Genomic DNA, 21294 nt, shown 5'->3' on the forward strand with positions numbered 1-21294 from the left:
TGGAATTGAAAATCAGCGAGTCGCGCCGGATGCGGACCAGTTCGCCGCGTCGATCGGCGAGTAACCGTCCGCGAAGCCATCGAGCCGGCCGATGCGGTGGTCCTGGAGCCGCGCGAGCACCTGCGGGTCGAGCGGCGTCGTGAACGCGCTTTGCACGACCGTGTATTCGGCGGCAAGGCGACCGACGGCTTGCAGTGCGGCGGTGTCGATGCGGCCGCGATCGAGGTAAAGGTCGTCGCGGATCTGAAAGCGCAGCACTTCGCCGAACACCACGTGGTCGTGCTGGTCGCCGATCGGGATGATCCGATCGACCTTGCATTCGAGCGCGATGGGCGCGGCCTTCACGCGCGGCGGCCGGACCATCAGCGATGCCGCCTTTTCCAGGCCAACTGCTTCGAACTCGTCGACGTCGGACGGGAATTCGAAAGCGCTGCGGTGCATCGCATCCGCGAGTTCGAGATTGACGATGTTGACGACGAATTCGCCGGTGTCGCGAATGTTGATGAATGTGTCCTTCAGCGTGACGCCGTCGGAACGCGGTTGCATCGAGATCGAGATCATCGGCGGCTTGCGGCCGACCGCGGTGAAGAACGATATTGGCGCGAGGTTCGCGACGCCCTCTTTTGAAAGCGTGCTGACCCACGCAATGGCGCGCGGCAGAATCGAGCCGATCAACAGCTTGTAGTTCGCGGCGGCGTCCTGGGTGGAGGGATCGACGATCATGATGGAGGTCCTTGCGAAGTGACGGGCAATCGGCGTTACGCAGGCCGGCGTGCGACGATCAGTTTTGCGGTCATGTCCTGCACGATCTGGCCGTGCTGATTGATCGTTTTCGATCGCAGCGCGACGGTTCCGCGATCGGTGCGTGAGCGCGAAGGGATCAGTTCCACCACTTCGCTTTCCACGTGCAGGATGTCGCCGGGGCGCGTCGGCGTCTTCCATTCGACTTCGCAGCCGGCTCCGAGTACGCCGTTGATCAGCTTCGGGCCCTCGCTGACGAGCAGACGCATCGTGATCGCCGCGGTATGCCAGCCACTCGCTGCGAGGCCGCCGAACATGGTGCCGCGGGCGGCTTCCTCGTCGAGATGGAATGGCTGCGGATCGAACTCCGCGGCGAACCGCTTGATAGCGGCCGCGCTGACTTCGTACGTACCGGTGATGGAGGTGTCGCCGACCTTGAGGTCGTCGAAATAAAGCGCCTGCCGATTCATGAATGTCTCCTCTTGAGCCAGGGATGCGGGAGACCGGCTGGTAGCATTGGTATCCCGTGTGTCGTGCAGCTACTGTAGGGAAGGGCTCGGCGAGGAGTAAGAGGGTGCCGCTGAATGGATTATTTCAGGCGGATCAATAATTGAACGGGCTGCGGGCGCCCGGGTTGCCGAGAGGTTAGCCGCTCGAGTGCATGTTCGCGCGCCGCATACTGAGGTGCGCAAACATGCACGTTGGCTTCGAAACTAGTAGCGAGCCACTTCGATTATTGCGTCCGCAAACGCCTGCGGTGCCTCCTGGGGCAAATTGTGACCAATGCCGCCCCCGATAGTACGTTGCGTATCGATATTTGCTGTGCGCGCTCCCCAGTCGAAACCCCCGAGAATCACTCGCTGGATCTTTAGCGCATCCATCAGCGGAAAGAAAGCGCGTCGTGCCGTAACCGCGCAAATGTGGAACGATCACCCGATAGCCCGCCGTTGCGATGCGCAGCGAAGCGTCGGCAAAGCTGTGGATGTCGTATGGCCAGCCATGAAGCAGGATCACCACGGGACCATCGGCGGGTCCGACTTCGGCGTAGCCAGCTGCGGGGCGCCTGATAAATCTCGCCGGGAAACACGGTCACGGCGGCTGGGATCGAGATGTTCACGCTATTGAAGTTGTTCGCGTTGTTGGTCCAGTAAAGCTGCGCCGCCGACGTGGAGGTATTGGTCAGCCAGTACAGCGTGATGTCGTCGAGCATCTCGTCTTTGCTCAACGACCGTTCCGGATCGCCGCCGCTGTAGGTCCAGTCCGCGAATTTGTCGTACATCCATGCGGCCTGTCCGACCGGGGAATCCGCGAGCGCATAGCCGATCGTCTGTGGACGTGTGACCATCATCGCCGCATAGCCGCTGCCGCGCGTGTACAGATTGTTCAGCGACTGATAGGTGGCTTTCTCCTTGTCGGAAAGCCCGCGCGGCGGGGGATCGCCTGCCTTCAGCCGCTTTGCGATCCCAGGCGGCACGGTCGCCGGCATGTTGACGTGAATACCGAGCAGGCCCGGCGGCTGTTGCGCGGCCATCTTGTCGGCGATCACCGAGCCCCAGTCTCCGCCCTGTGCGACGTAGTGCTGATAGCCGAGGCGCCGCATCAGTTCTTCCCATGCTCGCGCGATGTGATCTGGCGTCCAGTCCGCCGTCGACGGCTTACCCGAAAATCCGTATCCGGGCATCGATGGCAGAACCAGATCGAACGAATCCTCCGCACGTCCTCCGTACGCTACCGGGTCAGTCAGCGGTCCGATCACCTTCAGCTCCTCGAACACCGAGCCGGGCCAGCCATGCGTCATGATCAGCGGTAACGCACCGGGATTTTTCGAGCGCACCCAGATGAAGTGAATATCGACGCCATCGATCGTCGTGACGTACTGCGGCAGCGCGTTCAGCTTCGCTTCGGCGTGGCGCCAGTCGTAGCCGTGGCCGTGTCGTCCGCGGACGCAGCGGACGTCGCGGGCGTCTCGGCCGCAAGCGCGGTCGCCGGCGTATTGGCGATGGCGGGGACCGCGATCAGCGTGGTGACAAGTAGGGATTTGAGGCCTTTCATGAGGAGTTCTCCTGACCTGCGATATGGAAACGGTGACTAGAATGGGAACTGAAAGAGTCGGTCGACCGCTGGTGCGAAAGGATCGTTGAGTACCGCTTATTTGCGTACAATCAAATCCGTGCATCCATAGCGCATTTGTATGAGCGGCCGCCGATATCGCAAAGGACGTAGAAACTACGGTTTCAGGACACCACTCGAAGGAATCGCCGTGCCGTCAGCCGCGTTCGTCGGGTTCGATGGGTTTCACGCCATGTCGCTCGCCGCGCAGCCGGTGTTTTCGTTTGCCAATCAGAAATTCGGTGAATCGTTCTACGAAATCGTCACGCTGTCGGAACGTGGCGAGCCAGTCAGACCGATCGGTGGCCCCACGGTGATGACCGAACCCATACGGCTTCGGCTGGGGATACCGCGCCTTCGAACCCAGGCCAGAAGTTGTTTGCGAATACCTCGGAGCGGCAGAGGACAGCCAGAAGCAGTTGCTGCTCGCGTTTCAGTTGGCAAGGCAAAGGCTAGCGGAAGTTGGGGAACGCAAAATGCCGCCATCTAATGGAGAGCGTATCGAGATTACTGGCCAGGATCTTTGAAGTGCACCGCGGCAGTGCACATATCCGGCAGGTTCGGCCTATGCAACGGACGTTCACCGTTTAAGCTGACCGGATACACAGAAACCGCATGCGCTCACATCAACGCCGTTGACCACCGCCGTCGCGAGGGCGCTCCCACCGCGCAATCGCCCCAGCCTTGCGACTTGCTTGCGCGCATGCAGGCCTCTCACGAACAGCCGGGACTCAGCCGTCACGTTCGCGTTTGCAGGCGTACCATCACTGCACAACGCATGAACGTTGCACACGCGGGGCCGACCGGTTCAACGAAGCCGGGCGCCGCGCAGCAGATCAGCCGCTTCTCAGCGGCGAGGAGCGCTTCATGGCCACTGGCATCGAACTTCACGATAAACGACGGCAACTGCTGCCATTTCGCGAGTCGATATTGGCGATGCTAGGAGTCGCATCGGTTTCGATGCTGATCGCGCTCGATCAGACCATCGTTGGCACCGCGATGCCGCGCATCGTCGCGGAGCTCAAGGGTTTCGAACTCTATGCATGGGTCGCGACGGCCTACATGCTCACGTCGGTCATCACAATTCCGATCTTCGGGCGTCTGGGCGATCTGTTCGGTCGCAAGCCCTTCATGCTGTCCGCCATCCTTGTCTTCACCCTCGCATCGGTGCTCTGCGGGATGGCGACCAACATGCTGTTTCTGGTGCTCGCGCGCGGACTTCAGGGCATCGGTGGCGGCATCATGCTGGGGACGGTGTTCGCGACCGTCGCCGACCTGTTCCCCGATCCGAGGCTACGGCTGCGTTGGCTGGTGTTCGTGACTTCGGCGTTTGGCCTTGCGAACATGGTCGGGCCAATGCTCGGGGGCATGCTGACTCAGCACGGAAGCTGGCGGCTCGTGTTTTTCGTCAATGTGCCGGTGGGTGTGGTGGCGCTGTTCCTCGTGCGTGCTTTCCTTCCGCACTTGCGCCATGCCCGCAACGGCGCGCGGCTGCGCCTCGACTGGCTCGGCGCATTCGTCGTCGCCGTGACGTTCGGCGCGCTGCAGCTGGCGATCGAGCTCTTGCCGAGGCAAGGATGGACTGCTTCTACGATCATACTGGCCGTGATCGCGCTGGTCTGTACGCTGACGCTTTTCTTCTGGGAAAAGCGCATGGGCTATCCGATCATCCCCGTGGACATGCTGCTCGACCGCAGGCTCGGTGCGCTTTTTGCAATGTCAATGCTCGGCGGGTTCGCGCTGTTCTCTCTCGTTTTCTACGTGCCGCTGCTGTTTCAGGGCGGCTATGCGATGTCTCCGCGTGCCTCGGGCATGCTGATCACGCCGCTCCTGCTCGGCACGACGGTCGGCAGCTTCATCAATAACCGCGTGGTCACGCGCATCCGGCGCGCCAACGCGATCCTCTACGTCGGCTTCGCGTTGTCCGCTTTTGCGAGCCTCGCGGTGGTCGTGCTGCGAGGCCACGAGCCGTACCTCGTGTGGATGGCGTGCATGGGAGCGAGCGGCCTGGGGTTGGGCCTCGTGGGCACGAGCCTCACGGTCTGCTCGCAGCAGATCGTCTCGCGAGACCATCTCGGCGCCGCCACCGCATTGCTGCAGTCGCTGCGCACATTCGGCGGCATGCTGGGCACGGTGATGACAGGCGCGCTGCTGGGGCACCTTTACACGGTGGGCGTGAATCGCTCGCTAGATTCATACCAGGCGGCGCAGTGGTTCAAGTCGTTTGCAAGTCCCGAACTGCTCGTGGACCGTGCCGAGCAGGCCGCGCTGATCAGTCGCCTCGTGAGCGCCGGGCACGCCGGCGACGCGATGATGAACTCGGCGCGCAGCGCGCTCGTGGATTCGATCCACACTGGCCTCATCGTGGCCGCTGTGGCTGCGATGGTCGGCTTGTGTCTCGCGTGGTTCGTGCCGCCGGTGCGGGTCGGCTATCTCGAGGCGCAGCCACAAAATAGTTGACGATGGGTTACCCCGGTGTCGGCTGCTGCCTGCGAGCTCGTACATGGTTAGCGACGTTCCGTGGTAGCTGGGGCACAGCGTGACCATGCGGGGAGTGCGACTGAACTCCGCAGCGTCCCTCGTTGATCACGATGTCGAACACCTCCAGAACAGTATGCTGCGCGGCGCTCACATTTGACAGCGACGACGGCTACGCTTTGGCGCGCTTGCGCGCTGTGCGGGTCACCACAGGCTTTTCAGAGAGCATGCACTGCTGAATCACGCGCTGGAGATGATCCGGGCCGGCCGTGATCGCGCTTAGCAAAGTCATCAAGACGAAGTCGATCAACTTAGGTATTGCGACCTTGGTGTCCGCCCTCGGTGCGCGGTTCGCCAGGATCAGCGTGGCGAGACCATGTTCCATGCTCCACGCGGCATGAGTCACTAGCTTGAGATCGGCATGGGCCCAGCCACTCTCGATAGCTAGTGCCTCAATCGTCTCGGAAAACAACCCAAAAGACCTGTTACTTTCCTCGGTGAGTTCTGGATACGCCTGATGCGCCACGATGCGAGGTCCGATCATCAGACCGAACAGTCCATTGTGGCGCTGCGCGAACTCAACATACACCCGCATCATCCGGTACGCTTTGGCAAGTGCGGCGTCGTCGCTGTCACGGATCGCAACGCGCAACGCAGCGAGGTCGCGATATCCACTCGCCGCGATCGTGGCCAGAAGTTCGTCGATACCGGCAAAATGTCGCGAGGGCGCGGCTTCTGATACGCCCACCATTCGCGCGAGGTAACGAAGACTCAGATCTTGTGCAGACACATCCTTGAGCGCGTTGCGCCCCGCCTCGATGAGCGCATTGCGCAGATTGCCATGGTGGTAATCCGCGTTCTTTGTGATAGATGACTTAGGACTCACGTGGCCTTCGTTGGTGGAGCAAAACAAGGAATCGATTATAAATTCTGCGCAAAGAGGCAAGCAATATCCGGATGGGCCGCTAGACAGGCGAGCATCACTACGCGCATTCTGGCGGCTTGCTGGCGTGGCTGGATGTCAGGCTACACCGCATGCCCATCTGCTCCAGGCAGACCGCGCCGAAGGCCGCCTTTTAGCGCGCAACGCGGGCGCTTGCCATGACTACCCGGTCCGCCCCGTTGGCATCGACTGATCAAGTGGAGCATCGAGCCGATACGTCGTCAACGGGCGATCGCCTCCTGACAATGTGTTGCACGCCAAAAAGAAGAACCGCTACGCCGATTGCCTGGACACACGCAATCATTATGAACCCGCTCGCGTAAGTTCCAGTCGCGTCGCGGACATATCCGATAAGAAAGGGTGTAACGAAGCCTGCGACGTTGGCGACGCAACTGATCAACGGCACGCCGACCACTAACGACTTACCGCTGAGGAGGCCGACAGTCATTTGCCAGAAGAGCGTTATACCCGCTCCAGTTCCCGCGAAGCCCAGAGCAAGGAGAAAAAACGTCGCGATGGGGCTGCTGTGCCATACGAAGACGAGCGCCGAAAGGCTCACCGCAGTAAAAAACGACGCCAGCGCACAGAAGAGCCGCCGACGCTGCGCACTGCCCCCGATGCTACAGATAAGCACATTGCCCAATGCCCCTAAAATGCAGGCACCCGCGACTGCACGGCCGATCTCTTTGTATCCGCCGAATCCCGCCTCGCGAAGTATCGTCGGGGAGTAGAAAAACAGTGCGGCCGTCGCGGCGAGGAGGGAGAAGTAGGCCGCGCTCAGGATCCAGACGGCGGGGTTGAGGAAAAGAGGCCGGTCCTCGTCGTGCGCATCGTTCATCGTTTCGGCGCTATTTCGGAGATCGTTCTCGACGAGCGTACGCTGGCGCGCCGAAAGCCACTTGGCGCCGCGAGGCAGATCCGGAAGTATCATGAACGCAACGCACGCCAACACGACCGTAGGGATGGCCTGAGCGAAGAACATCCATCGCCAGCCTTGAAAGCCGGCCAGTCCGTTCATGTGCTCGAGCACGAAGCCTCCCGTTAGGCCGATCGTGACCGTCGAGAAGAGCGATCCTGAATGGAAGATGCTGAAGTTGCGCGTGCGCCTTGTTCCGGGGAACCACGCATTGAAGTACAACACGACACCCGGGTAGAATCCGGCCTCGAACACGCCGAGCAGGAACCGCAATGCGTAGAACGTCGGCGCGTTATTGACGAACGTCATCGCGACACTGGTCAGTCCCCACGCGCCGGCGATACCAGCAAGCACGGCACGCGCGCCAACTTTCTTTTGTAGCATCGTGGTAGGGACGCCGAACAGCACGTAACCGACGAAGAAGAGGCCGGCGCCCAGTCCATAGACTGTCTCGCTGAATCGCAGATCCACGACCATTTGCAACTTCGCGAAAGCAACGTTCGAGCGGCCGACCCACGCCAGCATCCATAAACCAAACAGTATCGGCAGTATCCTCCATTGCGCCGAAGCGTAGGCTTTCCGAAGGAGGGCGTTGTCATCCGACGATGACGCCTCTATGCAGGCTTGTTTCACCACTTCCATCCAGTCCTCCGACGTGATGTGTTGACACCGGGAACGAGGCGTACCTCGGCGATCAAAGATCGTCCGCCACTTTCTGCAATTCACGCGCGTGCGGAACAACGGACGCGCCGATCTTCTTCGTTAATGGCGGCGGTCCACCGACCAGAATGCCGCTATCGGTTGCATTGCGGATTTCGGCATCCGCGAGGCCCGCTTCGCGGAAAACCTGCTCGTTGTGCTCGCCGCGAAATGCGGGCGCGCTGCGCATTCCAAGCTCGTCATCTGAAAAGTGCCATGGATAGCCGTGTATCAGATATGAGCCGCCGCGGCGATCCGAAATCTCGTGCACCGCACCCCATTGCTTGGCCCAATCGGTCTCGGCCAATTCCTTCAGCGTACGAATCTGGCCGATCGCGATTTTGGCCTCGTCGAGTTGCGCATCGAGCGTCTTCAGATCGCGGAATGACCGCATCCAGGTCTGGATCACTGCGTGCAATGCCTTGTAGTTCCTCAGGCGGTGCTCAGCGGTGCAGAAACGCGGATCGTGCGCCAGGTCCATACGACGCATCGCCTTCAGGTAATTCGGAAACGTGTTGCTGCCGACGATGCTTTGCGCCGCCACAAACTCTTCGCCACCCGGGCCGATGAAATGAGGGCCGTCGGCGGCACCGAGGATGCCAGGCTCCGCGCCCGTATCGACACCCGCGAGATCGAGGTGAGCGCGCTCGTTGATCGACAGCATCACGGCCGCCATTGCGACGTCGATGTACTGGCCGCGCCCGGTGACTTCTCGCTTGCGCACTGCCGCGAGCACGGCGATGGTCGCTTGCAGGCCCGCATAGACGTCCGCGTGCGACAGGGGATCGGTCCATTTACGGCCGTCGCTGGCGTTATCGAAATGTCGCAGTGTGTTGTGCGTGAATCCCGTTTCGGCTTGCACGGTCGGCGCATAGGCCATGCGCGACGCCCATGGACCGTGTTGGCCGTAGCCCGTGATCGAAACGTAGACCAGCTTGGGATTGCGCTGCGCGAGTGTCGCGTAGTCGAGTCCAAAACCCTTGAGCGTGCCAGCCCGAAAATTTTCGACGATGATATCGGCGTCGTCACACAGGCGTAGCACGAAATCACGTGCGCCCGGTGCGTTCAGATCGATGCTGATGTTGCGCTTGCCGCTATTTTGCTGAGCGTAGTAGCCGGACATGCCGTCGTGATTCGGAAATGCGGCGCGCGACACGTCGGGTCGCGGTGGCTCGATCTTGATCACATCGGCACCAAGATCGGCTAGCGTCCGCGCGCACAGCGGGCCGGCCAGCACGCGGGAAAAATCGACGACCTTGAGTCCTTCGAGCGGTCCGGTCATGTCAATTCCCTTCGAAAATAGCGGAGCCAGGACCAGTCTTATCGAAGGCCTCCAGTCCGCGTTTAAGATCCTGCGACGCCCAGATCGGCTTTTGCAACTCGAACATCGCTTCGTCGGCGGCGGCAACGCCCTCATTGACCGCAACACGCACGAGTTGCTTGGTGGCGGCATGCGCGACGGTCGGGCCGGCGGCGAGTTCCTGCGCAATCGACAGCGCCACTTCATCGAGCTTGTCGTCCGGCACAACCAGATTGATCAGGCCCCAGCGTTCGAGCGTGGCCGCGTCATACCGGCGACCGAGCAACGCGAGTTCTTTCGCGCGTGCCGGACCGGCTCGCATCACCTGACGCTGAATGCCGCCGAGCAGCGGCTGCAAACCTAGTGCGACCTCAACCGAGCCGATCTTTGCCGATTCGGCGACGACGCTGAAGTCGCAGGCGAGCGCCACTTCGAATCCGCCGCCGAGGCATGTTCCGTTCACCGCGACAACAATCGGGATCGGTAGTGTCTCGAAGCCACGCAGCACCTCGAGCGGATCCATCAGCGCTTTGCCTTGCGTGGTAATGCGATCGGGAAAAAGCGCCACTTCAGCGCCGGCTGAGAAGTGCCGCAGACCACTGCGCAGCAGGATCGCGCGCGAGCCGCGTTTCACTGCCTGATCGAATTCATCGAGCAGGGCGCGATACAGCGTCGGGCCCATCAGGTTGTGCGGGCGACGGTTCATTGTAAGGACCGTCACGGGGCCTTTGATTTCTCTCTGAACAAGTGCTTCGTCCATTCTTTGTTCCATTTCGTCAGATTCGGACATTTCCACATCCACATGTTAACGAGCATAACATCGCAATAAAAACATTGATGTCGGCATTTTCTGGTTGAAAAGAGGTGACAACCGAAGAGATTATTTCCCGTGTCGTAGCGGCAATTAATCAGGCTACGGCGCGGTACGAGGCGCGGTATGTGACGCGATATAAGTACTATGGCGAACCAAGATGGCCTTAGCGGTTACTTCGAAACGTCTCAATCTTCGAGACCGGCGACTACGCGCGCATCTCTTTCAGCGCCGTCTCCCAATACCGCTAGCGCTTCCTGATAAGCCTCACTCTGGAACGTGGCGAGAGCCTGCTCGAAGCTCGGGAATTCGACCACGACGGTGCGTTCTTTGAGGCCGGCCTGAAATGCAACGACTTCGCCGCCCCGCACCAGAAATTTTCCACCCGCCGCTTTCACCACCTGTGTCGCGAGGACACCGTACGCCGCGAGTTTGCTTGCGTCATGGACCGCCCGATAAGCCGCCACCCAATATCCTTTTGCCATTTCGCTCTCCGGTTGAAGGTGCATACAAATGTTAACGGCACAAACATCAATATCAATGAGGGTTTTTCCTGGCTAAAAAAAGCTGGCGCGGATACGTGTTAACGGTGTTAGCATGTGCCGACGCATTGACTCGATGCCAATTTTTCGCGGAGAACTTCATGCCATACACGACTACCAATCCAGCAACCGGCAAACTGCTTGCCACCTACGACGACATATCCGACGAGTTGCTCGAAACGAAGCTCGCTGCCGCGCAGCGCGCTTTCGAAACTGACTGGCGCCATCGTCCCGTCAGCGATCGGGCGCGCATCATGACGCGCGCGGCGGCGCTGTTGCGCAGGAAGGCCGACGAATACGCGGGCTATCTGACGCTGGAAATGGGCAAGCGCAGCGGCGAAGCGCGCAAGGAAGTGGAATCGTCTGCAAACATTCTCGACTACTACGCAAAGCATGCGAGCACCTATCTGCAACCCCGTCCACTCGCGGAAGCGCCTGGCGCAACCGTGCACATCGAGCCAATCGGCGTGCTTTTCGGTATCGAGCCATGGAATTTTCCGTACTACCAGATCGCGCGCGTAGCCGGCCCGCAACTGATGGTCGGCAACGTCTTGCTGCTCAAACATGCGGAAAGCGTTCCGCAATCCGCATTGGCCTTTGCGCGGTTGTTCGAGGAAGCGGGCGCGCCCGAAGGCGTCTATACGAATCTGTTCATTTCGATCGACCAGGCGGGGCGTGTCATTGACGATCCGCGCGTCCAGGGCGTGACACTGACGGGCAGCGAGCGCGCCGGCGCTGCCGTTGCTGAGCGTGCCGGCCGGAATCTGAAGAAAGTCGTTCTCGAACTGGGCGGCAGCGATCCGTTCATAGTGCTCGAGGATGCGCCGCTCGATTGGGCGATTCAAAGCGCGGTCGCGGGGCGAATGCTCAATGCGGGTCAATGCTGCGTAGGATCCAAGCGAATCATCGTGGTCGGCAAGGCGCGCGGCGACGCTTTCCTCGAAGGCTTCGCAAAGCAGATGGCCGCGCTCTCGACGGGCGATCCAGCCGATCCAGCCACCGCAGTCGCACCGCTGTCCTCCGAGCGCGCATTGAATCTGCTGCTTGAGCAAGTCGATCGCGCGGCTTCGCACGGCGCGTTCATCGTGTGTGGCGGAAAGCGCGTCGAGCGCCCGGGCTTCTATTTGCAGCCGACTGTCCTGACCGACATCTCGCCACAGAATCCCGTGTTCGCCGAAGAGCTGTTCGGCCCGGTGGCCGCCTTTCACGTCGTCGAGGACGAAGCCGCCGCAATTGCGCTTGCCAACGGCACGCCGTACGGTCTCGGTGCGTCGGTGTTCACTGCGGATACCGAGCGCGGCGAGCGGGTCGCCGCGCAGATCGACAGCGGCATGGTGTTCATCAATCAGCCGTTCGGCACGGCGGCCGAACTGCCGTTCGGTGGTGTCAAACGTTCAGGCTTTGGCCGGGAGCTGTCTCAGTTGGGCTTCGACGAATTCGTCAACAAAAAGCTGATCAGGGTTGCACCCGTTGGGGCGGCGCCGTTCGGCCCCGCGCGGGCAGCGTGAACGCACGATGGCATTGCTCAATTCCCACCTTTTTGAACGAACATCATGACAGGCAAGACGATTATCAGTTGTGCACTCACAGGAAGCGACGATACACCGCGGCTGAACCCCGCAGTGCCCGTGACGCCTGAGCAAATCGCCGATGAGGCCATCGCTGCGTGTGAAGCCGGTGCGAGCATCGCGCACATTCACGTACGGGATCCCAAAACAGGCGCTCCGAGCACTGAGTTGTCGCTTTATGGTGAAGTCGTCTCGCGCATCCGCGATAGCGGGTGCCCGATTTTGATCAATCTGACGACGGGCCCAGGCGCACGTTTCGTTCCCAGCGACGAAGACCCGAATCGGGGAAGCGAACTGAGTACGATGATGACGCCCGAGGCGCGCGTGCGGCATGTGCTCGGATTGCGTCCGGAAATCTGCACTCTGGACATTGCGACCATGAACTTCGGCAGTCGCGCGTTCGTGAACGTGCCCGACCATTTGATCAAAATGGCAACCTTGATTGAAGAAGCGGGGGTGAAGCCAGAAATCGAGGTATTCGATCTGGGCCATGTGCGGCTGGCGCGCCACCTGATAGAAACGCAGGGCATTCTGCAGGCTCCGCTGTTTCAGCTGTGTCTTGGCGTGCCATGGGGCGCGTCCGCCGACACCGAGAGTCTTCTGCAGATGAAACGCTATCTGCCCGAGAACGCTCGCTGGTCGGCATTCGGCATCTCGCGCGCTCAATTTCCAATCGTGGCGCAGAGTGTGATTCTTGGAGGACATGTCCGCGTCGGCCTCGAGGACAACCTTTATCTTGCCAAAGGGGAACTGGCGCCGGGCAACGCCGCACTGGTCAAACGCGCGGTCAGTATCGTCAGAAGCATTGGCGCGGACGTGGCAACACCTGACGAGACGCGCAACATACTCGGCCTTCCCCGTCGCGAATAGATGCGGGACTGAATTCACTAGAAATGCTGCGTTGCGAAATCATTGGTTTCAAACGGTAGCCTATTCTTTGGCTATTCATACCGCCGCCTCACTCTGTCTGGTTCATCCTTTGTTTCAGGAGACCTGGATGCTCTGGCATAAGGAACGCGGCATCTATCGATGCATGGAGAGAAAAATGCCTTTGTGGAATATCTATCATCCCGTCGGTGCCTACACGGCAGAAGACAAGCAGGAGATGGCGAAGCGAATTGCCGACATTTACATCATCCCTCGCTTCTATGTCGGTGTACTGTTTCACGAACAGCCGAAAGACTCCTTCTTTATGGGGGGAGTGTCGCGGGACGATTTTGTCAGAATCCGATTAGATCAATTCGCCAGGCACATTGCCAAGGACCCCGTGTGGACTGAGTCGTGGTTGCGCAAGGCGAACGCTGCGATTGCGCCATTTGTCCAGGAGCGGGGCTATCACTACGAGTTGCACGTCGGCGAAACGCCGCGAGAACTGTGGTTGATCGATGGCATTCGACCACCTCGGCCTGACACGGAAGCTGAGAAGAAATGGAAGCTGGAAAACCGGGCGTCGCCATATGAGCCGAGCGAGGGTTGAGTGCATTAGTCAGATCTGGAACTAGCCGGGGCATGAACTCAATCGACTGCGGTGAAAGCCGGGCTTTCGCCGCAGTCTCTCTACAGGTATCGCTCGATACCAAAAGGGAGATTTGTTTGGGTGGCCCGGATTTTTCCATGGTCAACCGGAGTGATTGTCGGACGGGCTCGATCCGGGCAGCGCGACAAACCGACCGCCACGCCTCCTATTGACCACCTCTTACTATTCGCCGAGGAAGTGCGGCCGTAGCAGTACGCGTAGCGATGCGGCGAGTCGCCGTCCGTCGTGAAAGTGTCTGGCACCCATCGTTGCCAAAGGGCGCGAGCCGTTGGGCATCGTACGTTCATACCTACGCAGGTGAAGGAGACAGTACATGAAGGCCCTGATATTCGAACGCAATGGGGAGCCGTCAGAAGTAGTTCACTGGCGTGATGCGCCCGATCCCACGCCCGGGCCGGGCGAAGTCCGCGTGAGGATGCTGCTGGCGCCCGTGCACCCGTCTGACCTGCACGTCATCCGTGGCCGTTTCGCCAGTCAGCGTCAGCCGGAACTGCCGGCTTCACCGGGATCCGAGGGCGTCGGCATCATCGACGCCGTGGGCAACGACGTGCCGCGCACGCGGATAGGAGAGCGTGTCGTCTTGCTGGACGTGCCCGGAACCTGGAGAGAGCAGGTTATTAGTCCGGCCGACCGTGCGATACCTGTACCGCAGGCGATCTCCGACGAGGACGCAGCACAGGCACTCATCAACCCGATGACGGCATGGGCGATGACGGTGAGCGAGCACCAGCTCGGGTGCGGCGACTGGCTTGTGCAGAGCGCGGCCGGCTCGACGGTCGGTCGGCTCGTCCTGCAGATCGCGAAAGCGCAGGGGTTCCGCACCATCAACCTCGTTCGCCGCGAAGAGCAGGTCGCGGAAATCAAGGCGCTTGGGGGTGACGTCGTGCTATGCACTGCGGACCAAAACTGGTCCGAGCAGTTGAAGACGGCCACTGGCGGCAATGGCATCGCGAAGGCGATCGACTGCGTCGCCGGCCGCACGGGCGCCGCGCTTGCGCGGCAATTGGCCCCGAATGGATGCATGCTCGTCTATGGAGCCTTGTCGTCGCATCGTCAGACCGACCCCGCAGCCTTTGAGATGCCGATTTTCGCCCCAGCGCTTGTCTACTCGTCTGCCGAGGTTCGCGGCTGGTTCATCTTTTCGTGGCTCGCACGCAAGGGGGCAAGTGAAGGCGGTCAGATGCTGCGCAGTCTGCTCGACGGTATAGCCCGGGGCACCTTGAAGCCGCCGGCAGCGCGCCGCTACCGACTCGACCGAGCGCACGAAGCCTTCGCTGCCGCCGAAAGCTCCGCACACGATGCCAAGCCGCTGCTAGCGTTCGCGGATCTCTAAGAAGCACTAGCACAATAAATTTTGAAGCTGTCGTCAGCAGATGACGCAGCAGGCGACGTTCATGAACGCCTCGTGGACCAATGCGAGTCGTTCGAAACTAGCGCGCCGTCGCGTGAAGGTGTGGAATCAGGCGAATGGGCGCTCAACAACGCATCGGATTTTGCCGGGGCCACTGCCATGCGGGTCGCGCCGGCGGGCGATTTTCGGGTGACGCTGCCGGCAGCTTGCGGTGGCTTGCGATATACCGCCCTTATCACCGGAAAGCCGCCCAACTTGCTTGAGCCAGTTGCGAGCTTGCCGGAGCGCTGAGAGCTAGCGCCTAGCGAGTGATGGACGCCCGGTTATTGGAGAGGCAAATCGCCCTCGCGAGACCAAAGTGTCCGCCTCGGCCAAGGTCGCCGCAGCCGCGGATGTGGCGATTCGCCTAAAGCGGCGTCCGTCATGGGATCCTTTGGGCAGCGCCAGCCCGCTACGCCTACTACTCACTGGCGACGGCCAACAGCCGGCTACGCAGCAGGGCGATTGTCCGTTCAACCTCTTTAGGTGTCAGTCTTTCCATGTAAGCCACCGCTAGAAGGGTCAGCGGATGGACGCCCAGCACGTCTGCCAGTTGCTCGATTTTTCCCAATGTTGGAGATTTCAGACCGCGCTCGACCGTGCTGATGTAAGTGCGGCTGGATACCAGTCCGAAATCTTCCTGTGTCACTTCAGCGGTCTGTCCTGCATCTCAGGTCCCGCGTACCTGACACACTCTTTGCCGAACTGGGCGCAGAAATCAGTGTCGCGTCGAGTATCGAGCCGGCCTTCATGATCAGACCTTTCTCGCGGAGAATCTCGTTGACCAGAACCAGCATTTCTACCACCACTCCCCGGTCTTTAGGAAGGTGACGAAACCGAGGGTGGATGAAGTGAACGCTACTGCGCCTTAGGGTGGATGCCAGACGCGACCAGCTTGGCTGCAGCGTTGCGAAGTTGACGAGCGTCCGCTATCGATACATCGGGGAATCGGCCGCGAGTGTAGCTGCAGTCCTTGCCATCCAACCGGTAGTCAAATTTCCAGACTTTCGAACCCGAGACCGAGACCCGCAAATACATGGAATCGCGATCACGAAGTTTATAGGGCTTGCTCCGCGGTTTGGCGTTCTGCAGGAGTGGCTAGGTGAGCTTCATGGAGTTCTCCTTGGCGGACAACTACCATAAATTTTAGCCGCAATCTACCCGCAAAACCGGCGGAAGCAGGCTGATTTCGTCGGCCTGAGTCGGACGTGCCGATCGCCACCGGATGCGCCACCGAAGCGAATCCATAGCGTCTGACCCATTCGCTGTAACCCTTGACCAGAAAGGCCCCGGAGCGTTCTATGTACTGCTGGCGGGACGTTTGATAGACCGTCCGCAGCGCGAACCACGGCACCTGAGGCAAGTCATGATGAACCAGATGATAGTTATTGTTCAGAAACAGCAACCGCCAAAGCCATCCCGCTTCGTTGATGACCGTGCGATGCGCGGGCTCCTGCGCAATCCGATGCTCATGAAACGAACGCACCGATGCAAGCGCGAGCGAGCCGTACCCAGCACCGACGATAAACACCCACGCCGGTATCCCGCACATCTGCTGCAACCACACTGTGAGTGCAACCAGCGCGGCGAGATGCGCGAGCCATGCGGGCAGGTCGCGCCAATCGCCGTCGCGAATCTTGTCGAGTGCCTGCGCACCGGTCGCGGCAATCGCAAACGCCGGCCCGACCAGCAAGCGACCCGTCAACGTATTGCGGAAAACCAGCAACGCACGCATCGCGATGCCCGCACGTTGCCACTCCGCTGCGCTAACGAAATAGCTTTCCGGATCGCTGCCGGGCTCGGTCAAGCGCGCATCGTCGTGATGGCGCAGATGCGACTCGCGATATACGTGATATGGGAACCACACCGCGAGCGGCGCAAAACCGAGCAGCGCGTTGACGAATTGCGAGCGCGTCGGATGACCGTGCAGCAGCTCGTGCTGCAACGACATGAACCACGCGCCGAAAATGGCCAGCAGCGCGGCCGTCAGTGGCAGACCCAGCAGACGCGCGTGCGCGGCGACGCCGAACCAGCCGCCGTAGATCGCGACGATCAGCGCCCATGTCGGCCATTGCGTGCGCCAGGTCCGGCTTGCGGCCAGACGGTCGATATCGTTGCGCTGGGTGTCGTCGAGATAGGTCGCCATCGTTGAATCGGTCCGAGTGCATATTCGAACCCGCGGCTGTAATTCGCAGGTCCAGACCGATCGTACGGGGCGACGCTGTGCGCCCGAACCATTTTATTGAGCAATGCATCTGCTCAATCGTGGAAAAGCGGGCGCGGATAGCGTGTATCCGGTAAGCGTTCAATGATCGTCAGCGAAGCGGCACGCGTGATCGAGCAGCCCTTCGGCCGTGCCGCTGCCGCCATCGATGTCGATACCGCTGTTGACGATCAGCCAGCCATCCCGAGCCGCCGATGGTCCCGCGCCGGTCACGAGGATGGTTTGCGTGGCCATCGTCGCCGGATCGGGATTGTCGCGCGCGACGATCCTGAACGGGTCGTTTGCGCCGCCCAGCGAGCTCACGCGCATGATCCTGTAGCGCTCGCCATCGAGCGTTGCCCAGCGCCATTCGCCGGGCGCGTCGTGAGCGTGACCGGCGAGCGCGGCGCTGACTTCACGCCGCATGCAATCGATGTGGATATGCAGCTGGTTTTGCGAGCGACGGTATTCGGAGTTGATTTCGAGGCCGAGCTGATCGTCGGGCATTTCGCGTTTGACCGCTTGCTGCACGAAATGGCGCGAATCCCACGCGTCGCTCCAGTAGTCTTTCGCATCGGGCGCGAGGATCAGCGGACTTTCGATGCCGGTGATGCGATCAGTCGGCATCAGCAGAAACTGCGAGCGGCCCACAATGTCCTTCAGGACGACATAGCGTTTGTCGAGATCGACGAGCGAGCATTGCCCCGGCGTGCCGGTGGCCTGCTGCGACGGCACGCAGCGGATGTCGACGATTTTCCACAGCGCGTTGGAATCGACCGTCGCGAGGCGCGCGCAGGCGCTGGCGGCGAGAGCGACCGTGAGCACGGCGGTCGAATGAACGATGCGGCGCGCGAGGCCGCGAGATGAGAGGGCGGTGGCGAGGTTCGTCATCGTCGCTTAGGTGGGGTTCGGGCGGGGAAAGCGTTGGAATGCGGACTGTAATGCGCAGGCATTAAAACACAAACCACATGGCGCCGACGTGAAACACGGGCTTCACAGTACCGGCGCCGGCAACGCTCCCAGTACCTGTTCGATCGCGACACCGATGGCCAGCAGCCGCCTGTCCGAGCCGAGCGGTCCATCGAGTTCGAGGCCGACCGGCAGCCCGCTCGCGCTGATGCCCGCCGGCAGTGACAGCCCCGGAATGCCGGATGTGCTGGCCGGGTCGGTATTACGCAGGAACGCCTCCATCGTATCGATCGGCGGACCGCCGTCGATCGTGACCGTCGACGAGCCGTTCAGATCGTCGATCGGCACCGCGACGAGCCGCGTCGTAGGAAACAGCAAAGCATCGAGACCGGCATTCGCGAACGTCGCCGCGACGTAGTTCTGCAGCCGCGGCCGCCAGTAATTGAGCGCCGCCGAATAGTGCGAGCCGAGCACGTCGGCGAGCACGTCGTCGTAGATCGCGCGCACGTCCGGGCTCGCGATGCGCACGGCCAGTTCGGCGACGGTCTGCACCGGCGCCTGATTCGCGACGAGCCACGCGAGCACGTCGTCGCGCGCTTCGTGAATGGCGAGCGGACCGCCGACCATGCCGTTCAGATGCTCCAACTCGGTCATCGCGACCGACACGAATGTGACACCCGCGGCTTCGAGCTTTTGCAGCGCTGCGCGCGCGACGTCTTCGACCTGTCGTTCGAGAGCGTCCCACAGCGGCGCGGGCAAGCCGATGCGCAAGCCTTCGAGCGCAATCGCAGGCAACGCGCCGTCGCCGGTGATCACGCCGTCGAGCAGCGCCAGATCAGCGACGCTGCGCGCCATCGGGCCCACGGTGTCGCGCGTATGGCTGATCGGCACGACCGCATTCGGGTCGTGATAGCGCCGCTCTGCGCCGCCGTTGCCGACCGAAGGACGAAAGCCCGCGGTGCCGGTCAGCGCGGCCGGGATGCGGGTCGAGCCGCCGGTGTCGGTGCCGAGTCCGGCGGGCGCGATGCGCGCGGCGATCGCCACCGCGGTGCCGCCCGACGAGCCGCCTGGCATCAGCGACGGATCGTACGGGTTACGCACCGGCCCCGCGTGCGCGGACAGGTTGGTGCTCGTGATGCCGAACGCGAGCTCGTGCATATTGGCCTTGCCGAGCACGATCGCACCCGCGTCGACGAGGCGTTGCACCGATGGCGCGTTGGTGTTCGGCACAAAGCCGGCGAGCGCGGGCGTGCCAGCCGTCGTCGGCAGGCCCGCGGTGTTGATGTTGTCCTTGACGACTATGGCGAGGCCGCAAAGCGGCAGTCGCGCCCGCTCCGCTGGCGTCAATGCGTCGATGCGCTGCGCGGCGGCGAGCGCGCCGTGGAAGTCGAGCGTGGTGAGCGCGTTCAGCTGAGTGAGCGCGGCGGCGCGCGCGAGCAGGGTGGCGACGTAGTCGGCGGCTTTGAGCCGGCCGGATTGCAGCGCCTCGACCGCTTGTGCCGCGCTGAGCGCGAGTTGTGCATCGACGGTCCATGTCATTACGGGCGTCTCCGTATCGATGGATGCGTCGCGGGCGGCGCGAGGTTCGACTGCATCCGTCGAAGAAGCGGACAGGTCACGCGGGCAGACAGCGAACGCAAGGGTTCAGCTATTCTGGCACATCCGCCTGAAAGCCGAGGCCGGGCGATGCACAACGCGCGTCGCGCTCGCTGTCATCGATATCGATGCGCTTACCGGTGATTGTCGATCCACATGCGCCCCCAGTCGGACGCATAGGCGAGCGCATGCTCTTCGTCGAAGAAGTAGTCGAGCGCGTCGAACGAATAAGCTTTGCGCGTATTCTCGTCGCGCTGCTCGATCGTCAGATTGGCGGCGAATAATCCGTTGGGGAGCAGTTGCGTTGCCGCTTCGACCTCGTAGCCCTTGTAGCGGATGTGTGAGTTCATGATCTTGACTTGTCTGTGTGTCCGCGCGTGTCGTGCGGAATACCAATGCGTGCGGCGCGGCCCTGTCGTTGCCGAAGGTGTGTGAAGCGGCGGGCAGGGTCAAGCGTAGGGCGCGCTGCGCAGCGGGTGAACCAATCTTTCGTCGGAAGCAAATCAGCGCGGGGCGGGAGTGGTAAGCAGAAGCCCGGATCGGATCAAAGTCGCTGTGTTCGGTGACTCTATTCGCGCGGGGTCGCGATGTCTGTTATGTGGCGCACGGTCGCTCGGCGCAAAGCGTGGCGCCGTGCGCGATGGCGGCGGCGTCACGGTGCCCGGGAGAGTGTTTCAGACCGCGTGCAAGACGCGCGCGGAACGGCTGTCCGCGGCGATCGGGGTGGTGGTGCCTTGTGCGGATGCCCGGCTCGCGGCCGAATGGCTGGACGCGGTGGGTGCGCCGTGCGCACGCTGTGCATTGAACGCGAGCGCGAACTGCGCGGCTTGCTGGCCGACGGTCGAGAGTTGTTCGATCACTTTCGGATCGGAGCAGCTGTCGACGCTATCGAAGCGCGTCTCCAGCGTATTGATGCCGGCACCGAACGGCGTAGGCCAGCCACGCAGCGCATGCACGATCGAGCGCAGCGACGTCAGCACGGAGCCCGCCGCCTGCCAGCCGTAGGCGGTGACGATGCAGCCCACCGCGCGGCCATCCAGATATGGGCGCTCGTCGGCGCGCAATTCCTCGAGCGTGTCGAGCGCGTTTTTCACGAGCCCGGATACGCCGCCGTGATAGCCGGGTGTCGCGATGATCACCGCGTCCGCGCGACGCACAGCGTCGATCAGCTCGAGCTGTTCGGCGGTGCGGGCCGGCTGTTCCGGCGCGTAGTGCGGCAGGCTATGCAGGAAACTGCCGCCGAACAGGCGGGTTTGCGCGCCGGCGGCTTCGGCGCCGCGCAACGCGAAGGCCAGCGCGCGCTCGGTCGACGAGGCCGCGCGCGTCGTACCGCCAATACCGACGATGAGCGGCGGGCGGGAATGATCGGATCTGCTCAACGAAATGCTCCTTCGATTGCGGTTCACGCTGCGGTTGACGGCGCGGTCGATGCGGGACTCATGCAGCGTCAGCAACGCACGTGCACGGCCGTGAACGGACCGGCCGGAGCGAACCGGACTTTGAAGTGTCATCTTAATGAGCGAGCGCCGCGCGGCTAAGCGACTTTTTGTTC

General features: G+C 61.7%; 20 protein-coding genes and 3 pseudogenes. 6 read left to right on the forward strand and 17 right to left on the reverse strand.

What is annotated here, in order from left to right:
• Window positions 1-12: 12 nt before the first annotated feature.
• The 4 genes and pseudogenes from AB3X94_RS10955 to AB3X94_RS10970 form a co-directional block, all read right to left on the reverse strand.
• Window positions 13-723, reverse strand: a complete 711-nt coding sequence (locus AB3X94_RS10955; protein ID WP_368611518.1) for a flavin reductase family protein — start codon at window positions 721-723, stop codon at window positions 13-15.
• A 35-nt stretch (window positions 724-758) separates the two neighbouring features.
• Entirely contained in the window at window positions 759-1211 is a 453-nt protein-coding gene (locus tag AB3X94_RS10960; RefSeq protein ID WP_176123973.1) for a MaoC family dehydratase, read from the reverse strand.
• Window positions 1212-1553: 342 nt separating this feature from the next.
• Window positions 1554-1791: pseudogene (locus AB3X94_RS10965) on the reverse strand (alpha/beta fold hydrolase); the annotation flags it as partial.
• Window positions 1790-2917, reverse strand: a pseudogene (locus AB3X94_RS10970) (epoxide hydrolase); the annotation flags it as partial. The pseudogenes AB3X94_RS10965 and AB3X94_RS10970, both read right to left, overlap by 2 nt.
• Window positions 2918-3717: 800 nt before the next feature.
• Here AB3X94_RS10970 and AB3X94_RS10975 point away from each other — a divergent pair.
• Window positions 3718-5310 (forward strand): MDR family MFS transporter, encoded by a 1593-nt coding sequence (locus tag AB3X94_RS10975; RefSeq protein ID WP_368611519.1) that lies wholly within the window; start codon window positions 3718-3720, stop codon window positions 5308-5310.
• 190 nt (window positions 5311-5500) lie between these two features.
• Here the strand turns inward: AB3X94_RS10975 and AB3X94_RS10980 are convergent, their stop codons facing one another.
• The 5 genes from AB3X94_RS10980 to AB3X94_RS11000 form a co-directional block, all read right to left on the reverse strand.
• Window positions 5501-6214 (reverse strand): TetR/AcrR family transcriptional regulator, encoded by a 714-nt coding sequence (locus AB3X94_RS10980; protein WP_368611520.1) that lies wholly within the window; start codon window positions 6212-6214, stop codon window positions 5501-5503.
• A 250-nt stretch (window positions 6215-6464) separates the two neighbouring features.
• Entirely contained in the window at window positions 6465-7829 is a 1365-nt protein-coding gene (locus tag AB3X94_RS10985; protein ID WP_368611521.1) for an MFS transporter, read from the reverse strand.
• A gap of 52 nt (window positions 7830-7881) precedes the next feature.
• Window positions 7882-9168, reverse strand: coding sequence for a CaiB/BaiF CoA transferase family protein (locus tag AB3X94_RS10990; RefSeq protein ID WP_368611522.1), 1287 nt, complete (start codon window positions 9166-9168; stop codon window positions 7882-7884).
• Between the two features lies 1 nt (window position 9169).
• Window positions 9170-9976, reverse strand: a complete 807-nt coding sequence (locus tag AB3X94_RS10995; protein WP_368611523.1) for an enoyl-CoA hydratase/isomerase family protein — start codon at window positions 9974-9976, stop codon at window positions 9170-9172.
• Window positions 9977-10185: 209 nt separating this feature from the next.
• The gene (locus AB3X94_RS11000; protein ID WP_013091864.1) at window positions 10186-10482 is read right to left on the reverse strand and encodes a DUF1330 domain-containing protein; all 297 of its coding nucleotides are present in this window, start codon (window positions 10480-10482) and stop codon (window positions 10186-10188) included.
• A 158-nt stretch (window positions 10483-10640) separates the two neighbouring features.
• Here AB3X94_RS11000 and AB3X94_RS11005 point away from each other — a divergent pair, with 158 nt between their 5' ends.
• From AB3X94_RS11005 to AB3X94_RS11025, 5 genes are all read left to right on the forward strand, one after another.
• On the forward strand, window positions 10641-12047 hold the full coding sequence (locus AB3X94_RS11005) for an NAD-dependent succinate-semialdehyde dehydrogenase (protein ID WP_368611524.1): 1407 nt from the start codon (window positions 10641-10643) through the stop codon (window positions 12045-12047).
• Window positions 12048-12092: 45 nt separating this feature from the next.
• Window positions 12093-12977 (forward strand): 3-keto-5-aminohexanoate cleavage protein, encoded by an 885-nt coding sequence (locus AB3X94_RS11010; RefSeq protein WP_368611525.1) that lies wholly within the window; start codon window positions 12093-12095, stop codon window positions 12975-12977.
• A gap of 127 nt (window positions 12978-13104) precedes the next feature.
• Window positions 13105-13584: a tautomerase family protein gene (locus AB3X94_RS11015; protein ID WP_246391851.1), complete on the forward strand. Its 480-nt coding sequence runs from the start codon at window positions 13105-13107 to the stop codon at window positions 13582-13584.
• Window positions 13585-13957: 373 nt separating this feature from the next.
• The gene (locus AB3X94_RS11020) at window positions 13958-14977 is read left to right on the forward strand and encodes a zinc-dependent alcohol dehydrogenase family protein (RefSeq protein WP_176106238.1); all 1020 of its coding nucleotides are present in this window, start codon (window positions 13958-13960) and stop codon (window positions 14975-14977) included.
• A gap of 21 nt (window positions 14978-14998) precedes the next feature.
• Complete coding sequence (locus tag AB3X94_RS11025) at window positions 14999-15286, forward strand: hypothetical protein (RefSeq protein ID WP_176106237.1); 288 nt, start codon at window positions 14999-15001, stop codon at window positions 15284-15286.
• Between the two features lie 169 nt (window positions 15287-15455).
• Here the strand turns inward: AB3X94_RS11025 and AB3X94_RS11030 are convergent, their stop codons facing one another.
• The 8 genes and pseudogenes from AB3X94_RS11030 to AB3X94_RS11065 form a co-directional block, all read right to left on the reverse strand.
• A complete protein-coding gene (locus AB3X94_RS11030) occupies window positions 15456-15683 on the reverse strand; it encodes a helix-turn-helix domain-containing protein (protein ID WP_176106236.1) in 228 nt (75 codons plus the stop codon).
• A gap of 25 nt (window positions 15684-15708) precedes the next feature.
• Window positions 15709-15873 (reverse strand): annotated as a pseudogene (locus AB3X94_RS11035) (IS5/IS1182 family transposase); the annotation flags it as partial.
• 19 nt (window positions 15874-15892) lie between these two features.
• Window positions 15893-16072 carry an Arm DNA-binding domain-containing protein gene (locus AB3X94_RS11040; protein WP_368611526.1) on the reverse strand — a complete coding sequence of 60 codons (180 nt, stop codon included), beginning with the start codon at window positions 16070-16072 and terminating at the stop codon, window positions 15893-15895.
• A 19-nt stretch (window positions 16073-16091) separates the two neighbouring features.
• The gene (locus AB3X94_RS11045; protein WP_368611527.1) at window positions 16092-17180 is read right to left on the reverse strand and encodes a fatty acid desaturase; all 1089 of its coding nucleotides are present in this window, start codon (window positions 17178-17180) and stop codon (window positions 16092-16094) included.
• 159 nt (window positions 17181-17339) lie between these two features.
• A complete protein-coding gene (locus AB3X94_RS11050) occupies window positions 17340-18128 on the reverse strand; it encodes a CDP-diacylglycerol diphosphatase (RefSeq protein WP_176106233.1) in 789 nt (262 codons plus the stop codon).
• Between the two features lie 102 nt (window positions 18129-18230).
• Window positions 18231-19685, reverse strand: coding sequence for an indoleacetamide hydrolase (gene iaaH, locus AB3X94_RS11055; RefSeq protein ID WP_368611528.1), 1455 nt, complete (start codon window positions 19683-19685; stop codon window positions 18231-18233).
• A gap of 191 nt (window positions 19686-19876) precedes the next feature.
• Entirely contained in the window at window positions 19877-20092 is a 216-nt protein-coding gene (locus tag AB3X94_RS11060) for a transcriptional regulator (RefSeq protein ID WP_176106231.1), read from the reverse strand.
• A gap of 324 nt (window positions 20093-20416) precedes the next feature.
• Window positions 20417-21121 (reverse strand): NADPH-dependent FMN reductase, encoded by a 705-nt coding sequence (locus tag AB3X94_RS11065; RefSeq protein WP_176106230.1) that lies wholly within the window; start codon window positions 21119-21121, stop codon window positions 20417-20419.
• Window positions 21122-21294: the final 173 nt, after the last annotated feature.

Origin of the sequence: Paraburkholderia sp. BR10923 (genome assembly GCF_040948765.1) — a bacterium.
GTDB classification, from domain to species: domain Bacteria; phylum Pseudomonadota; class Gammaproteobacteria; order Burkholderiales; family Burkholderiaceae; genus Paraburkholderia; species Paraburkholderia youngii.

Bases quoted from the DNA above. Each gene is read 5' to 3' on its own strand.
- AB3X94_RS11020 (WP_176106238.1), top strand. From the start codon at position 13,958: ATGAAGGCCCTGATATTCGAACGCAATGGGGAGCCGTCAGAAGTAGTT.
- AB3X94_RS11045 (WP_368611527.1), bottom strand. From the start codon at position 17,180: ATGGCGACCTATCTCGACGACACCCAGCGCAACGATATCGACCGTCTG.
- AB3X94_RS10975 (WP_368611519.1), top strand. From the start codon at position 3,718: ATGGCCACTGGCATCGAACTTCACGATAAACGACGGCAACTGCTGCCA.
- AB3X94_RS11005 (WP_368611524.1), top strand. From the start codon at position 10,641: ATGCCATACACGACTACCAATCCAGCAACCGGCAAACTGCTTGCCACC.
- AB3X94_RS10960 (WP_176123973.1), bottom strand. From the start codon at position 1,211: ATGAATCGGCAGGCGCTTTATTTCGACGACCTCAAGGTCGGCGACACC.
- AB3X94_RS10990 (WP_368611522.1), bottom strand. From the start codon at position 9,168: ATGACCGGACCGCTCGAAGGACTCAAGGTCGTCGATTTTTCCCGCGTG.
- AB3X94_RS11010 (WP_368611525.1), top strand. From the start codon at position 12,093: ATGACAGGCAAGACGATTATCAGTTGTGCACTCACAGGAAGCGACGAT.
- AB3X94_RS11050 (WP_176106233.1), bottom strand. From the start codon at position 18,128: ATGACGAACCTCGCCACCGCCCTCTCATCTCGCGGCCTCGCGCGCCGC.
- AB3X94_RS11060 (WP_176106231.1), bottom strand. From the start codon at position 20,092: ATGAACTCACACATCCGCTACAAGGGCTACGAGGTCGAAGCGGCAACG.
- AB3X94_RS11040 (WP_368611526.1), bottom strand. From the start codon at position 16,072: ATGTATTTGCGGGTCTCGGTCTCGGGTTCGAAAGTCTGGAAATTTGAC.
- AB3X94_RS10985 (WP_368611521.1), bottom strand. From the start codon at position 7,829: ATGGAAGTGGTGAAACAAGCCTGCATAGAGGCGTCATCGTCGGATGAC.
- iaaH (WP_368611528.1), bottom strand. From the start codon at position 19,685: ATGACATGGACCGTCGATGCACAACTCGCGCTCAGCGCGGCACAAGCG.
- AB3X94_RS10995 (WP_368611523.1), bottom strand. From the start codon at position 9,976: ATGTCCGAATCTGACGAAATGGAACAAAGAATGGACGAAGCACTTGTT.
- AB3X94_RS11000 (WP_013091864.1), bottom strand. From the start codon at position 10,482: ATGGCAAAAGGATATTGGGTGGCGGCTTATCGGGCGGTCCATGACGCA.
- AB3X94_RS11015 (WP_246391851.1), top strand. From the start codon at position 13,105: ATGCTCTGGCATAAGGAACGCGGCATCTATCGATGCATGGAGAGAAAA.
- AB3X94_RS10955 (WP_368611518.1), bottom strand. From the start codon at position 723: ATGATCGTCGATCCCTCCACCCAGGACGCCGCCGCGAACTACAAGCTG.